The sequence below is a fragment of the Flavobacterium sp. GSP27 genome (assembly GCF_003970395.1).
Lineage (GTDB): Bacteria > Bacteroidota > Bacteroidia > Flavobacteriales > Flavobacteriaceae > Flavobacterium.
Window position 1 is genome coordinate 295,851 of sequence record NZ_RYDP01000002.1, and the last position, 15,153, is coordinate 311,003.

13 protein-coding genes are annotated in these 15,153 nt (G+C 32.8%); 7 read left to right on the top strand and 6 right to left on the bottom strand.

Annotated elements, in window-relative coordinates; translation table 11 throughout:
• Positions 1 to 83 precede the first annotated feature (83 nt).
• The 3 genes from EKM05_RS03275 to EKM05_RS03285 all read right to left on the bottom strand — a co-directional run bounded on the left by EKM05_RS03275 (position 84) and on the right by EKM05_RS03285 (position 4,391).
• Positions 84 to 1,037: a phosphoribosylaminoimidazolesuccinocarboxamide synthase gene (locus tag EKM05_RS03275; RefSeq protein WP_126553454.1), complete on the bottom strand. Its 954-nt coding sequence runs from the start codon at positions 1,035 to 1,037 to the stop codon at positions 84 to 86.
• 98 nt (positions 1,038 to 1,135) lie between these two features.
• Positions 1,136 to 3,484 carry a prolyl oligopeptidase family serine peptidase gene (locus tag EKM05_RS03280; RefSeq protein WP_126553456.1) on the bottom strand — a complete coding sequence of 783 codons (2,349 nt, stop codon included), beginning with the start codon at positions 3,482 to 3,484 and terminating at the stop codon, positions 1,136 to 1,138.
• Between the two features lie 49 nt (positions 3,485 to 3,533).
• Positions 3,534 to 4,391 carry a Cof-type HAD-IIB family hydrolase gene (locus tag EKM05_RS03285; RefSeq protein ID WP_370275723.1) on the bottom strand — a complete coding sequence of 286 codons (858 nt, stop codon included), beginning with the start codon at positions 4,389 to 4,391 and terminating at the stop codon, positions 3,534 to 3,536.
• A gap of 147 nt (positions 4,392 to 4,538) precedes the next feature.
• Between EKM05_RS03285 and hmpA the strand changes: the two genes are divergently transcribed.
• Positions 4,539 to 5,741 (top strand): NO-inducible flavohemoprotein, encoded by a 1,203-nt coding sequence (hmpA, locus tag EKM05_RS03290; RefSeq protein WP_126553458.1) that lies wholly within the window; start codon positions 4,539 to 4,541, stop codon positions 5,739 to 5,741.
• Positions 5,742 to 5,752: 11 nt separating this feature from the next.
• Entirely contained in the window at positions 5,753 to 6,178 is a 426-nt protein-coding gene (locus EKM05_RS03295) for an Rrf2 family transcriptional regulator (protein ID WP_126459191.1), read from the top strand.
• A gap of 47 nt (positions 6,179 to 6,225) precedes the next feature.
• Here EKM05_RS03295 and EKM05_RS03300 read toward each other — a convergent pair whose 3' ends face one another.
• Entirely contained in the window at positions 6,226 to 7,176 is a 951-nt protein-coding gene (locus EKM05_RS03300; protein ID WP_126451687.1) for a PhoH family protein, read from the bottom strand.
• A 183-nt stretch (positions 7,177 to 7,359) separates the two neighbouring features.
• Here EKM05_RS03300 and EKM05_RS03305 point away from each other — a divergent pair, with 183 nt between their 5' ends.
• The 5 genes from EKM05_RS03305 to dnaN all read left to right on the top strand — a co-directional run bounded on the left by EKM05_RS03305 (position 7,360) and on the right by dnaN (position 12,244).
• Positions 7,360 to 8,187, top strand: coding sequence for an S-adenosyl-l-methionine hydroxide adenosyltransferase family protein (locus EKM05_RS03305; RefSeq protein WP_126459188.1), 828 nt, complete (start codon positions 7,360 to 7,362; stop codon positions 8,185 to 8,187).
• A 59-nt stretch (positions 8,188 to 8,246) separates the two neighbouring features.
• Complete coding sequence (locus EKM05_RS03310; protein ID WP_126459184.1) at positions 8,247 to 8,543, top strand: putative quinol monooxygenase; 297 nt, start codon at positions 8,247 to 8,249, stop codon at positions 8,541 to 8,543.
• 68 nt (positions 8,544 to 8,611) lie between these two features.
• Positions 8,612 to 9,337, top strand: a complete 726-nt coding sequence (gene gldF / locus EKM05_RS03315; RefSeq protein WP_126459181.1) for a gliding motility-associated ABC transporter permease subunit GldF — start codon at positions 8,612 to 8,614, stop codon at positions 9,335 to 9,337.
• On the top strand, positions 9,337 to 11,022 hold the full coding sequence (gldG, locus tag EKM05_RS03320; RefSeq protein ID WP_126553460.1) for a gliding motility-associated ABC transporter substrate-binding protein GldG: 1,686 nt from the start codon (positions 9,337 to 9,339) through the stop codon (positions 11,020 to 11,022). The genes gldF and gldG overlap by 1 nt, the downstream gene beginning before the upstream one ends.
• Positions 11,023 to 11,125: 103 nt before the next feature.
• Entirely contained in the window at positions 11,126 to 12,244 is a 1,119-nt protein-coding gene (dnaN, locus tag EKM05_RS03325) for a DNA polymerase III subunit beta (protein ID WP_126459175.1), read from the top strand.
• Between the two features lie 80 nt (positions 12,245 to 12,324).
• Here the strand turns inward: dnaN and EKM05_RS03330 are convergent, their stop codons facing one another.
• Together EKM05_RS03330 and EKM05_RS03335 are read right to left on the bottom strand one after the other, a co-directional pair.
• Positions 12,325 to 13,215: a hypothetical protein gene (locus tag EKM05_RS03330; protein ID WP_126459171.1), complete on the bottom strand. Its 891-nt coding sequence runs from the start codon at positions 13,213 to 13,215 to the stop codon at positions 12,325 to 12,327.
• Between the two features lie 88 nt (positions 13,216 to 13,303).
• Complete coding sequence (locus tag EKM05_RS03335) at positions 13,304 to 15,076, bottom strand: DNA mismatch repair protein (protein ID WP_126553462.1); 1,773 nt, start codon at positions 15,074 to 15,076, stop codon at positions 13,304 to 13,306.
• Positions 15,077 to 15,153 lie beyond the last annotated feature (77 nt).

Below are 15,153 nucleotides of genomic sequence, written 5' to 3' on the forward strand. Positions count from 1 at the left end.
AAGGATTTCCACTTTTATCGGGGCTAAAAACCGCAATTCATAATTATGAATTGCGGTTTTGCATTTATCTTTTAAAAAAACAATTATCTATTGGCTAGATATTCCAAAACATTTTTCTCTATTCTTTGATCTATATTGGTGATATCTGCTTTTACAAATTTCTCTCCTAAGATATTTTCATATAATTCAATATATCTTTCAGAAACTGTTTGAATGTATTCGTCCGTCATATCAGGAATTTGTTGTCCTTCTAATCCTTGAAAACCATTTTCGATTAACCAACGACGAACAAACTCTTTCGATAATTGTTTTTGTTCCTCACCGTTGTTTTGGCGTTCCTGATATCCTTCAGCATAAAAATAACGAGAAGAATCCGGCGTATGAATTTCGTCAATCAAGACAATTACCCCTTCTTTGGTTTTTCCAAATTCATATTTGGTGTCAACCAAAATCAAACCACGACTGGCTGCAATTTCAGTTCCCCTTTGAAATAGATCTCTTGTGAATTTCTCTAAAACCACATAATCTTCTTCAGAAACAATTCCTTTCGATAAAATATCCTCACGAGAAATATCAGCGTCATGTTCGCCATTATCCGCTTTGGTAGTCGGAGTAATAATAGGTTCCGGGAATTTATCATTTTCTTTCAAATAGTCAGGCATTGTAACTCCGCAAATTTCTCTTTTTCCAAGAGCATATTCTCTGGCAGCATGACCAGAAAGATAGCCCCGAATGACCATTTCTACTTTAAAAGGGGCACATAAATGCCCTACCGCCACATTAGGATCAGGAGTTGCAATCAACCAGTTAGGAACAATATCCTGCGTCAGCTCCATGAATTTAGTAGCAATTTGGTTTAGAATCTGACCTTTATATGGAATTCCTTTTGGCAAAACTACATCAAAAGCCGAAAGCCGATCCGTAGCTACCATTACCAAAAGTTCATCATTGATATTATATACTTCTCTTACTTTACCGCGGTAAACAGATTGCTGGTTTGGAAAATTAAAATCAGTAGTTGTGATGGTGTTGCTCATTATACTAGTTGTGTGTGTTTTTGTTCTTGCAAATTTAAAACTATTTCATAGAGTTTTGCAAAGAAGCGAACTCATAAATTTCACTTTTATCTCTAAAATTATTTTTTAAGCAACGTATCGTTGAATAAGTTTAAGATTCGGCTGTATTCATCAACCCAGGAATAGGTTTCTTTAAAACCATGAGCTTCAACGGGAAAACTAGATAAGCTCCATTTTTTCTTTCCTAATTCGATAAAACGCTGAGACAAACGAACAATATCTTTATATTCAACATTGTCATCTACCATTCCATGAAGCATTAATAAATCGCCTTGTAAATTATCTGCAAAATAGATTGGAGAACTTTTCTTGTAAGCATCTGGATCCGTTTCCGGAAAATTAAGAATGTTTCCGGTGTAGCCATGATTGTAATGCGCCCAATCAGTTACAGAACGCAATGCAGCACCCGAAGCAAACTCTTTTGGAGTAGTTAACATTCCCATCAACGTGATGAAACCGCCGTAAGAACCGCCATAAATCCCAACTCTTGTCGCATCGATTCCATGATTTTCAACTAGGTATTTCTTTCCGTCAATTTGATCTGTTAAGTCCTTCCCGCCCATAAAACGGTAAATTCCTGTTCTAAAATCACGTCCATATCCATCGCTGCCTCTATAATCAATATCTAAAACAGTATAGCCTAAATCGACCAATAAATTATGAAACATGTATTCTCTGTGGTACGTACTCCAATAGTTGTGCGCGTTTTGCAAATAACCGGCACCATGAACAAACAAGACAGCTGCTTTATTCGCATTGGCATTTTGTGGTTTGTACAATCTAGCATGTACAGAAGTTCCATCCTGCGCTTTGAAAGTAATCACTTCCGGTTCACGCCAAGAATATCCTTTGAAACTTTCCGATGTGGAAGACGTTATCTGATTTAAGTTTGTATTCTTTTTATTAGGCGCTACATACAATTCCCAAGGTTTATTTTTATACGAGTAACGAACCAATAAAGTTTTTTCGTCTGGAGACAAACTTACTTCATGAGCACCATCTTTAGTTAAAATTGGCTGTAAAACCATATTTGCCACTTCGAATTTATAGAAATTTCTGTTTCCGGGATGCGTGGTCGTTGTGGTCAAATAAAAAGACTTTTTATCTTTTGCTAAACTCACGTTGCGCACTTCCCAATTTCCTTTAGTCAGTTGAGTTTTCTTTTTTGATTTTAAATTATAGCTGTACAAATGCGAATAACCAGTTTCTTCGGATTGGAAATAAATGGTTTCATTGTCTCCCAAAAACCCCAGTGTTCCTCTTCCATACGAATTAGAAGGAATTCCGGGCCCGCCAATCCAAGATTCGTCATGCTGATGGTCTAATTCCTGAAAAGTTCCTTGCTCTAAATTCAAACTTACAATCCATCGGTCTTTGTTGTCCTGACTTCTTATTTCGGAAATAGCGTAAGAGCCATTTTCATTGTAAATAGGTTCCTGAACTACAATTAGTTTATTCTTTTTTTCTGTCGTTTTTGATTTTTCATACAACTCAAAATATTTAGGAACATCCTGAATGTGGCTTAATGTTGAAAAATTTATCAAATAAACAGAGTCTTTGGCAATGTTGTACACTCCGAATTTAATTGGCAACAAATTATCTACAGAAACTTTCTCCTTAGTATCTTCAATTTGGTTGTAGCCATCAGCAGTTATGAAAAGTTCCATTTTTTCACTTTTACGTTCTGAATCTTCTATTAATCTGAAGGTGGCGAAGTTTCCTTTTGGATCTACTTTTAAGCTTCCAAAGGTGTTTTTTCCATAATAATAAGGCTTTGGAAAATCAGATTTTGTAGTTTTTGATTTTGCCAAATTCCATTTTTTCAGTGCTTCCTGATCTCTGACAAATTGGAATAATTCTGCTTGTTGACTTTTCAAAAAAGATTCTTTATCTGTGGCTTTCTCATCTAATTTTCCTTTACGAAAGTTTGTGATTTGAATGATAGAACCTTCATTGGTATTGAACTGAAAAAGATTTTCATTTTGCCTGAAATAAAGCACTCCTGGTACAGAACCCATTTGCAAATTAGCAATCGGACTGCTTTGTTGGTACAGTTTTTTTGAGATTTTACTTTTTACAGCATACGAAAATAATCTTCCTTTATCGATATAATAATATAAATCTGGATTAGTTGTTTTTTTAAAATCTAGTTTTGAAAAAGCAGCTTCATCTGGAGAAGCTAATTCTGGTTTTGTTAATCCATTTTTCCAAAAATAAGTACTTGTGCCCAACTCATTGTTTGGATTCCAATCAAAATACACTTTCTGACCATCTAAAGACCATCTTTCATTTTCAGGTTGCACACCTATGAAAGTATTTCCTTTCATGATTTCTTCCAGCTTTAGCGTTTGACTTTGAATTGTTATGAAAAATAAGATACAGATAACGAAGATTATTTTTTTGTTCATTTGGTTTTAGTTTTTTTTGAAAATGGGAAAATATGGTTAGTTAAAAACATTAATTATTCAATAATTCCTGCGCTATATATTTGGCGACTCCGTCATTATCATTAGTTAAAATTACCTCTAAATGAGACAATTTATTTTTCAAACTATCAGGTGCATTCCCCATCACTAAACCTTTACCGGAAGAATTAAGCATCTTTTCATCATTGTAGCCATCACCAAAAGATAGTGCTTGCTGAAAAACAAAATTTTCCAGTTCCAAAATTCTGGCAATCGCAACACTTTTATCTACAGATTTGTCCATAAATTCCAGGCAAAGCGGAAGACTAAAAGCATGGCTAAAAAGTCCGGTATGATTTTCTAAAATTTGATCTCTTAATTCGATTAATTTTGAATGTCGATCGTGCGTAAAAAATACTTTTATAGCACTCAAATCCTCTAAGTTTTCAAAATCAACGAGTTCTGGATGATAATTTACTTCTGGTTGAAACTCATTTAATTTTTCATTGTGCTTGTTCGTTTGCCAAACATTTTCTCTGAATAATACGGTTGTAATTTCAGGATCAATATCTAAAGACAAGACGGATTTAACGGCCTCACTTTCCATATTATAAGAAAAAATCAGCTCTTTTTCAGGAGAATGTATCCGTGCTCCATTTGAAGTGACTAAATAAACAGGAACATCCAATCCTGCTACAATAGGCATTGCATCCAGATGATGACGACCAGTTGCTATAATTATTAGGTAATTTTGATTATGGAGTTCTTGAAAAACAGTTTTGGTGTATTGGGATATTTTGTGATCTGAGTTTAGTAACGTTCCGTCTAAATCGCTTATTACGACTTTTATTTTTTCTTGTAGCATCTTTCGGTTTTCACTGTCATTTTTAATATTTCCAAATTTATTCAATTTTAAAGAGAAACGCAAAAATTTATAAAAAGTTTAGGTTAACCTTTCTTGACGATATTTTGATAAATATAGCTATTTATTTGTTGTATTTTAAATACAACAAATAGAAAATGATTGCTATCTTTGTAAAAAATAAATTTCAATACCATGAATGCAAGTCAAAAAGAATTAATAAAAGCAACTGTGCCAATTTTAAGAACAAATGGAAATGATTTGATAACCTATTTTTACCAAAGAATGCTATCCAATAATCCAGAGTTGAAAAACATTTTTAATATGGCAAATCAAGCTAGTGGAAAACAACAAAATGCTTTAAGTGGAGCTGTACTTGCTTATGCTGAAAACATAGAAAATCCTACTGTTTTGATCAATACGTTAAAATCAATTGGAAATAAACATGTAAGTTTAAATATTCAACCAGAGCAATATGATATTGTTGGAAACCATTTAATCGGATCGATAAAAGAAGTCTTAGGTGATCTCGCAACAGTAGAATTAATTGAAGCCTGGACCTGTGCTTACAATGAATTGGCTCAGATAATGATTAGTATTGAAGCTGAAATGTACCAAAAAACAATTAATAAAAAAGGAGGATGGAATGGCTGGAGAAACTTCATAATCTCTAAAATTGTAAAAGAAAGCGACGAAATTAATTCATTTTACCTTAAACCGGAAGACAACAAAGAAATTGCTGATTTCTATCCGGGTCAATATATATCTGTGAGTACGTATATTCCAGAATTAGGTCATAAACAGCCTAGACAATATAGTCTGTCGTCTTATTCTAATAATGAATATTATAGAATTTCAGTAAAAAAAGAAATTAGTCAAAACACATCTCCCGATGGTATTGTTTCCAATGCTTTACATAACAAAAAGGAAGGTGACAGTATCGAAGCTAGTGCACCAGCGGGGGTGTTTTTTGCAGATCCAGACGCAAAAAATCCTTTAGTACTGGTTAGTGGAGGTGTTGGACTTACTCCTATGATGAGTATGGTTGAAACCAATAAAAATTCACTTCAAAAAAATAAAACAGTTTGGATTCACAGTTGTCGCAATGAAAATGTTCACGCGTTTAAAGATACTATCGAGGAATTAAACAACGAAAATGAGTGGTTAACTTCTTTCGTTTTTTATGAAACTTTGCCCGAATCAGAAACAAATGCTATCGAAGGAAGAATTGATTTGCAGCAAATAAAAGAAGAAATCCTTATTGAGGATGCAAAATATTATATTTGCGGACCGGCTATTTTTATAAAAGTTCAATATCAATCTTTGGTTGCACTTGGCGTAAATAGAGAAAATATTCTGTATGAAGAATTTGGCCCTCAATTATTAAGCCTTAATTAGTAAATTTTAATATGAAATTGAATCACTTTACCGATTTTAGTATGCGCGTTTTGATGTATCTAAATCAAAAAAAAGATACTCCACAAAGTTCTCTAGATGATTTAGCGACTACATTTAAAATCTCGCGAAACCATCTTATAAAAGTGGTTCAATTTTTATCGGCAAATCAATTAATTCTCACCAAAAGAGGAAAAAATGGCGGAATAGTGATTTCTGAAAAAGCAAGAGAAATTCGATTAGGCGATTTGATTCACCTATTAGAACAAGACGATACGCCCATCGTCAACTGCGATTCAAAACCTTGCATCTTTCAATCACACGATTGCAAACTAAAATCATTGTTCAATACCGCTTATCAAGCTTTTATTGAAAGTTTAAATCAGTACACACTTTCTGATATAGAATTCAAGAATTGGAGTGCTATGTTTCAGGATTAATAAAAAAAATTACAAAAGGAGGCTTTTTCACAAAGCCTCCTTTTGTTTTAATCATTATTCTCAATCATTTTGTAGGCATCAATTACTTTTTTAACTAATCGGTGTCTCACAATGTCTTTATCATCCAGATAAATGATTCCGATTCCCTCAACGTCTTTTAAAACCAATAAGGCTTCTTTGAGTCCGGATATGGTTCTTCGGGGTAAATCGACCTGACCTGGGTCTCCAGTAATCATGAATTTAGCACTTTTTCCCATACGGGTTAGGAACATTTTCATTTGAGAATGCGTTGTGTTTTGGGCTTCATCCAAAATCACAAAAGCATTATCCAATGTTCTACCACGCATAAATGCCAATGGTGCTATCTGGATAATTCCCTTTAAAATATAATCTTCCAGTTTTTCGTTGGGTAACATATCGCGTAAAGCATCGTAAAGTGGTTGCATATATGGATCTAGTTTTTCCTTCATATCTCCTGGAAGAAAACCAAGGTTCTCCCCTGCCTCTACCGCTGGTCTTGTCAATATAATGCGTTTGACTTGCTTTTCTTTTAGCGCTTTCACTGCCATAGCAACTCCGGTGTACGTTTTTCCTGTACCGGCAGGTCCTACTGCAAAAACCATATCATTTTTTTCCATGGTATCCACCAACAATTGCTGATTGGGAGTCATAGGTTTGATGATTTTACCACCTACACCATGCACTAAAATTTTATCCTGTCCTTGAAATTTTTTGTCTTCCTGAACATCACCACGAATAACACGCTCGATTACATTATTATCAATGTTATTGTATCTTGAAAAGTGCACCATTAATCGTTGAAAACGTTTTTCAAAGTCGTCTAAAACTTCTTTTTCACCAAAAGCTTTTAAGGTTGTTCCCCGGGCGACAATCTTTAATTTTGGATAATATTTTTTAATTGTTTCAAGATGAGTGTCTTGAGCGCCCCAAAAGTCTGTTGGAGCGATGTCTATGAGCTCGATTATTCTTTCGTTCAAATGAGGTTGTTTTTAAATTAAATTAAGTAAATCAATAAATTTGTTATCAATGCGAATAATTGTAGTATTAATTTGAATTTGTCTTTTGTTTTTTGCTTTTTTGAATTTACTATTATTAGCTTTGCGTTTCTCAAATTTAATGAAAATTAGGTTTACAAAACACCAATAGTTATAAACAAATTTATGTCAATAATTACCCTAACTACCGATTATGGCTTGAAAGACCACTTTGTAGGTGCGCTGAAAGGGAAAATTTTGTCTGAGTATTCCGAAGCTGTAATTATTGATATTTCACATGATATTGATCCATTTAACACGTTAGAAGCTAGTTATGCAATTAGTGCCTCATATGCTAGCTTTCCAAAAGGCACGGTTCATCTCATAGGTGTGGATATAGAAGCCAATAAGGAAAACCAACATATTGTGATGCAATGGAATGATCATTATTTTATTGCTGCTGATAATGGTATTTTAAGCATGCTTTCGCAAAAAATTGTTCCGCAAAAAATGGTGGCAATCAATATTCATGATCGTTTACCGAGTGATGCGGCTGATCTTGATGTGTTTGTAAAAGTAGCCTGCCATTTAGCCAAAGGGGGTTTGATGAACGTCATTGGTAAAGAAATACACACTATTAAGCAAGTTACAAATCTGCAAGCCACTATTTCGGATGATGGGAATTCATTAAAAGGTCATGTGATTTACATTGATCATTTTGGGAATGTAATTACAAATATTACTAAAAAATATTTTATTGAAGTCGCCAAAGGAAGGGCGTATGAAATTGTTTTGAAAACTAAAAATATCAAAACAATTTTGCCCAATTATTCCGCAATTGCCAGTTCCGATAAATATCCGATTAAATCGTATGAAGGAGAAAAATTAGCCATTTTCAATGAAGCCGGTTTTCTTGAAATTGCAATTTTCAGAAGCAATCCTTCTAAAGTAGGTTCAGCGAATAGCTTATTGGGATTGAATTATAGAGATATAATAAATATAATATTCAGATAGCTGTGTTCAGTAATCAGTTTAAAAATCTAAAATCTTTAATCTAAAATCATAAATCCAAAATGTTTGTACGAATAGTAAAATTGAGTTTTCATGAGGAAAATATTCCTGCTTTTTTAGAAAATTTTGAATTAATGAAAGATAAAATACGAAATGCGCCCGGTAATCGTTTCTTAGAATTGTATCAGGACAAAAACAACAAAAGCATTTTCTTTACCTATAGTTATTGGGAAACCGAAGCCGATTTAGAAAATTACCGAAATTCCGAACTTTTTTACGATGTTTGGACATTCACCAAGAAATTATTCAACGACAAACCAGAAGCATGGAGCGTGGATAAATTAGTTACTTTGGTTTAAAGTTTTTTAGTTTAAAGTTGAGCAACGTTAAACTAAAAAAACTTTAAACTTTAAACAAAAAATAAAACATGAAATCAATAGTTTTACGAGAGATAAAATCCTTTTTCGGTTCGCCCATCGGCTACTTAGTTATTGCCATTTTTTTAATTATTAATGGATTGTTTCTTTGGGTTTTCGAAGGAGATTATAATATTTTGAATACCGGATTTGCTGATTTGACTCCGTTTTTTACCTTAGCGCCATGGATTTTGATATTCTTGATTCCTGCAGTAACCATGCGTAGTTTTTCGGATGAAAAAAAACAAGGAACAATAGAATTATTGCTGACGAAGCCATTGAGTATTTGGCAAATTGTAAACGGAAAATTTCTTGGTGCTTTACTTTTAATTGTCATGGCAATTATTCCAACCTTCATCTATGTAGCCGTTATTTCGAGTTTAGGAATGCCGGAAGGCAATATTGATATGGGAAGCACAATTGGTTCTTATTTTGGATTATTATTCTTAATTGCAGCCTATTCTGCCATTGGGATATTCACTTCAACATTGTCGGATAACCAGATTGTGGCATTTATTATTGCCGTATTTTTATGTTTTTTCTTCTATTTTGGGTTTGAAGGGTTAGCTGCTGTTGTTCCAAATGTATCTTCCATAATCGCGTCATTAGGAATGCAAGATCATTTCAAAAGCATGAGCCGAGGCGTATTAGATACCAGAGATATTCTTTATTTTACCAGTATAACCGTTGTCTTTCTTTCATTTACTGTTTATAATCTAAAATCTTTCAAATCGTAATGACTACTTCTAAGAAAAACAACCTAAAATCAGTATTGATTGTCCTTGTCCTTGTAGTTCTTGCGAATGTAATAGGAAATTCCTTTTTTCATCGTTTTGATTTAACAAAAGACAACAGATATACTCTTTCTCCTACTTCTTTGACTATCGTAAAGCAAGTCCAAAATCCGTTGTCTATAAAAGTATATATGCAAGGTGATTTACCGGCTGAATTCAAGCGTTTACAACAAGAAACGAAACAATTACTGGAAGAATTTCAGGCCTATAACTCCAATATTATTTTTGAATTCGTAGATCCATTGGAGAATGATGACGCCAGCATGGACAATATTAAAGACTTGTATCGAAAAGGGCTTACGCCAATAAACATAACCGTTGACGATAAAGGAAAGCAATCTCAAGCGATGGTTTTCCCGTGGGCCACAGCCGTTTATGACAATAAAGAAGTTAATATCCCCTTGTTGAAAAATATTATGGGAGCTACAACTACCCAAAAAGTCATTGGATCTGTTCAGCATTTGGAATATTCTATTGCTGAAGGATTGAATAAAATTACCAAAGCCAAACAAAAGAAAATTGCTGTTATCAAAGGAAACGGTGAATTGCAAGATATCATGATGGCTAAATTTCTTTTGCAAGTGCGCGAAAGTTACCATATTGGTCCTTTTACTTTAGATTCGGTTGCCAAAAATCCGATTGGAAGTTTAGAAGCTTTAGAAAAATATGACTTGGCAGTTATCGCTAAACCAACTGAAACGTTTACCGATGCGGAGAAACAAGTTTTGGATCAATTTATCATCAACGGGGGAAAAACATTATGGTTGATTGACCAAGTTACGGCTGAAATGGACAGTTTGTACAATGCTTCAGGAGCTACTTTAGCGTATCCAAGAGATTTAAATTTAAATGATATGTTCTTTAAATACGGCATCCGAATCAATCCTGATTTAGTAAAAGACGAACAGGGAAGCCCCATAAAACTAGCCACTGGAGAACAAGGAAGTGCGACACAATTTCAGGAATTCAACTGGAAGTTTGCGCCACAAGTGTATCCAAATAGTGTACATCCGATAGTTAAAAATTTAGGTGGAATCAAATTTGATTTTGCGAATCCAATCGATACTTTGAAAAATGGAATTAAGAAAACTATTCTGTTGGAATCGTCTCAATATTCGAAAAAAATAGGAACTCCAACAGAGATCAACCTGAATAGTGTTGCCGAAGAAACTTCGCCAAATGATTACTTGAACAAAGGAAAGATTCCGCTTTCTGTTTTATTGGAAGGTTCGTTTCGTTCTATGTTTGAAAATCGAGTGTTACCATTTAAACAAAAAACATTTCAAACGACAGGAAAAGAGAACAAAATGATTGTGATTTCGGATGGAGATTTGATAAAAAACCAATTGGATAAAAACTTTCAACCCGTAGAATTGGGTTATGACCAAAGGTCTGGAAATTTGTATGATAATAAAGATTTCCTGATAAATTGCGTGAATTATTTACTCGATGATACAGGACTTATTAACATTCGAAGCAAAGATCTTGATTTACCTTTATTGGATAAAGAAAAAGTTTATGAAAACTATACCCGAACACAAATCCTAACTATCGGGCTTCCAATTCTTATTTTGGTACTTTTTGGGATCTTATTTACTTTTCTTCGAAAAAGAAAATACAGCAAATAGATGTTAATAAAAAAGTTTCGAAACTAGAATAGTTTACGATATATTTGTAAAATGTAACGTATTTCGAATTTAGAGAAATACCTTAAAAAATAAAACAAAACAGATGAAATTTATAGTATCGAGTTCGTACTTATTGAAGCAATTACAGGTTTTAGGTAACGTTATCAACAGCAGTAATACTTTGCCTATTTTAGATAATTTTTTATTTGATTTAGACCATAATGTGCTAACAGTTTCTGCTTCTGATTTAGAGACAACCATGTCTGCTACTTTAGGAATTGATTCAGAAAGTAAAGGAAGCGTTGCTGTGCCTGCAAAATTACTTTTGGAAATCCTTAAAACGTTCCCTGAACAACCCTTAACTTTTACAGTTGAAGAAAACAGTACGATAGAAATCAGTTCTAATTCTGGTAAATATGCGTTGGCTTATGCTCCTGGAAATGAATTTCCAAAATCGGTTAACTTAGACGACCCATCTGTAACGCTTGTTCCTGCTGATGTTTTGGCAACTGCTATAAGTAAAACTATATTTGCGGCCGGAAACGATGATTTACGTCCGGTAATGTCTGGTGTATTTTTTCAGTTTTCGCCACAAGGATTGACATTTGTTGCAACTGATGCACACAAATTAGTAAAATATGCGCGTACCGATGTAACCGCCTCTCAGGTGGCTGATTTCATCATGCCAAAAAAACCTTTGAATATCTTAAAAAATATTCTTGGTACTTCGGATGCTGAAGTAAAAATTGAATATAACGATTCGAATGCTACTTTTTCTTTTGATAATTATGTTTTAATGTGTCGTTTGATTGATGGAAAATATCCAAATTACGAAGCAGTAATTCCAAAAGAAAATCCGAATAAATTAATGATTGACCGTTCTCAATTTTTGAGTTCTGTACGTCGTGTTGCTATCTTTTCGAATAAAACTACACACCAGATCCGTTTGAAAATAGCAGGTGCTGAATTGAATGTTTCTGCTGAAGATATTGACTATTCAAACAAAGCCGAAGAAAGATTGACTTGTGATTATCAAGGTGATGATATGCAAATAGGGTATAATTCTCGTTTCTTAACTGAAATGTTGACTAACTTACAATCGGATATGATTATGCTTGAAATGTCATTGCCAAACAGAGCCGGAATTCTAACTCCTGTTGATGGATTAGAAGAAGGTGAAACGGTAACGATGCTTGTAATGCCAGTAATGTTGAACAGTTAATTCAATTTAAAATACGCTATTAACCAAACCATTTTTATATTTAAAAACCGTCTCGTTTAATTACGAGACGGTTTTTTTGCTTATTCACTATGAATAAAATAAAACTTTGTATTTCCTTTTTTTATTGATTCTTTCGCATCTTTATGATTTTTTTCAAATGTTTCTAAATTAGTTCCTTTACAAATTCCATAAGAATAATGATATTTTAGAATTTCAAGATCTTTCGTTCCAAATTCTTTTTTATCTGATTTACAAATTGAAAAGTAACTATTGCAATCTGAATAATCTAGTTCTTGATAAAAATAACCTAAAGATCGTATAAAATTAACTTTCAAAGTAGTTAATATCTGCTCTTCATTTAGATTTTTTTTTGCGTTAATTTTTAATGAGCAACTATAAATATTTTGTTTGTTATTCCATAAAAGATAATATCCGTCATTCCCTTTAATTCTTATATCTAAATTGACATCATTGGTATCGTCTATAGAATAAATTAAATAGTTTGATTTTTCTTTATCTTTTACCACTGTAATTTTTAGTGAATCAATTTCGTTATCAAGATAATGAATAAATTTACTAAGCTTTTTACTATTATATTGGCTAACTGATTTGTCAAAATAAATTTTTACTTCATCTTTCCAAATTTTCATTCTTGGTTTTAATCTCTCTTCTTTTTTTTGATATTTTTTATTGAAAACTAATTGTTTATAGCGTTCTAAAAATATAGAATCTTTTTCTTCATACAAAACTTTTACTCCTTTCTCATCATATCCATTAATAATGATTAATGTATCACTCTTGACAATATTAAAACCAATTGAATCTATAACTTTATTACCACTTTTTTTCAATGATTTATAATTTTTGTATTCCATGTAAATAACTTTACTATGCAAATTCAACTGATTGTGCTGAGAAAAAATTGCCGAGGTGAAGGCAAATAACAAAAATACACATATATTTTTTTTCATAAATTTTATCTTTCTTTTGAATTATGAAAGTAATAATTTAAATTAATTCATTTTATTTTTTTTAATATTTTTTTAGAAAAATGGATTTTTAAATCACTCCCATTTTCTTCATCAGGAAAGTAGCACTTCTATTTTTACAAATTCCGTCCCGAAGTTTGTAATCAAAATGGAGTTCATCATTGATAATCTCTACTTCAAAACATTTGTTGGTTAATATATTTGGATATTCATTGGTTGTCAGGCAAACTTCGATATCGTGCGTTGCAATAGCTCCAACGGCTTTCTTACTAATTACTTTTTTGACCACTTCAATTGTTCCGTTGCGTTTATCATCTGAATTGGTACCACGTAATATTTCGTCCAATAAAACAAATGCCGGTCTATTTTCCAATTCGTCCATAATTTGCTTTAAGCGTTTGATTTCGGCAAAGAAATACGATTCGCTATCGGACAACGAATCAGATAATCGCATGGAAACTAAAACGGGTAACGGATGTACACTAGCCTGACGAGCACAAACCGACGAACCTATTCCTGACAAAACCATATTGATTCCTAAACTTCTTAGAAAAGTACTTTTACCGGACATATTAGAACCTGTTAAAATCATAAACGATTCGGGATGAAAACGCACGTCATTTCCTACTCTAGTTTTTTCATTTAATAAAGGATGGCTTAAATCCTTGAAATCTATTTCGAAATTACTGTTCAATGTTGGATATACAAACTCCGGATTGTTATACGAAAAATTGGCCAAACTGTTCAACATTTCGAATTCACCAATAACTTCCAACCAATTTTCTAAAGCTTGGGCATGATCTTTTTTCCATTGAATTAATGATTTTAAAACATGTAAATTAAAAAGGAACGTTCCATTGAATACGATAGCCGTAACAAAATTTGAGATACTGTCCATATTAGAAAACAAACCGGCTAACTGTTTCAAATGCACGCTGGCATTTTCTTTTTTGAACATTAATTTTTGTTGTAAATCGATTAATTTTTTCGACTGAAAAGATTCATTTTCTATTTTTTGCAACAATAAACTATATTGATGAATGGTTTTATCTATATTCGTAGAATTAGCAATTTCTGCCTGGATACGCTTCATAAACCGACCCAAAACAATTAAATTAAATACAAATAAATACGATAAAACGGAAGCAAAAACAGTAGTCGAAGTTACTAAATAGGCAATCAAAACTCCCAGAAAAAGAAGTGGTGAAAAATAAGAAATGAAAACACTCATTTTAGCCAAGGGCGTACTATTAAATGTACACCACTTGAGCAGAGTCTCATAATTCGATTGATTGTCGTTGCTTATTTTGGCGAAAGCCAAAAATTCCTGACGCCAGTCTAATTTTTTGGTTAATTCTTTTACCGCTTGATGATTTCTAAGAATCTCTTCATTGGGCAAAATTGATAAAAGCTGGTTTGCGAATGTTTTTTTACCAATAAAAGTAGCGGTTCTATTCAAGTTTTGGAACAAAGAATGCTCGCCAAAAATATCTAAATCATAGGCATACGGATGGTGAAAATCATTGAATTCCTGTCCGTTTTCAAAAGGGATTTTATTTCTTTCCAGGTAGGAAATTTCATTTTCATTAATATCAAGTAAGGCTTGATTGACATGTTTTTCGAAAACTAATTTAGAATGAATGCGCATAAATACTACGAATAGTCCAAAAAGAAAAATGGCGGCAATTATGAAAATAATTTCGCTGTTTTTGATGTAGTAATAAATAGAAACCAAAAAAAGTACAATAGAAAGAAGTCTTAAAATACTTATACTATTGTACTTTTTATTGATTGCAGTCAATGCTGTTGAAAAGCGTATCTTTTTTGCTTTGTATATTTCCATAATTCAATTAATGAATTGCAAATATAACGAAATAGATTACTTTGAAGACTAAATTAAAAGGCAATGGCGATGCCGCA

Excerpts from the sequence above, each read along its gene's own strand:
- EKM05_RS03275 (WP_126553454.1), bottom strand. The coding sequence starts at position 1,037 with ATGAGCAACACCATCACAACTACTGATTTTAATTTTCCAAACCAGCAA.
- EKM05_RS03280 (WP_126553456.1), bottom strand. The coding sequence starts at position 3,484 with ATGAACAAAAAAATAATCTTCGTTATCTGTATCTTATTTTTCATAACA.
- hmpA (WP_126553458.1), top strand. The coding sequence starts at position 4,539 with ATGAATGCAAGTCAAAAAGAATTAATAAAAGCAACTGTGCCAATTTTA.
- EKM05_RS03295 (WP_126459191.1), top strand. The coding sequence starts at position 5,753 with ATGAAATTGAATCACTTTACCGATTTTAGTATGCGCGTTTTGATGTAT.
- EKM05_RS03305 (WP_126459188.1), top strand. The coding sequence starts at position 7,360 with ATGTCAATAATTACCCTAACTACCGATTATGGCTTGAAAGACCACTTT.
- EKM05_RS03310 (WP_126459184.1), top strand. The coding sequence starts at position 8,247 with ATGTTTGTACGAATAGTAAAATTGAGTTTTCATGAGGAAAATATTCCT.
- gldF (WP_126459181.1), top strand. The coding sequence starts at position 8,612 with ATGAAATCAATAGTTTTACGAGAGATAAAATCCTTTTTCGGTTCGCCC.
- gldG (WP_126553460.1), top strand. The coding sequence starts at position 9,337 with ATGACTACTTCTAAGAAAAACAACCTAAAATCAGTATTGATTGTCCTT.
- dnaN (WP_126459175.1), top strand. The coding sequence starts at position 11,126 with ATGAAATTTATAGTATCGAGTTCGTACTTATTGAAGCAATTACAGGTT.
- EKM05_RS03330 (WP_126459171.1), bottom strand. The coding sequence starts at position 13,215 with ATGAAAAAAAATATATGTGTATTTTTGTTATTTGCCTTCACCTCGGCA.
- EKM05_RS03335 (WP_126553462.1), bottom strand. The coding sequence starts at position 15,076 with ATGGAAATATACAAAGCAAAAAAGATACGCTTTTCAACAGCATTGACT.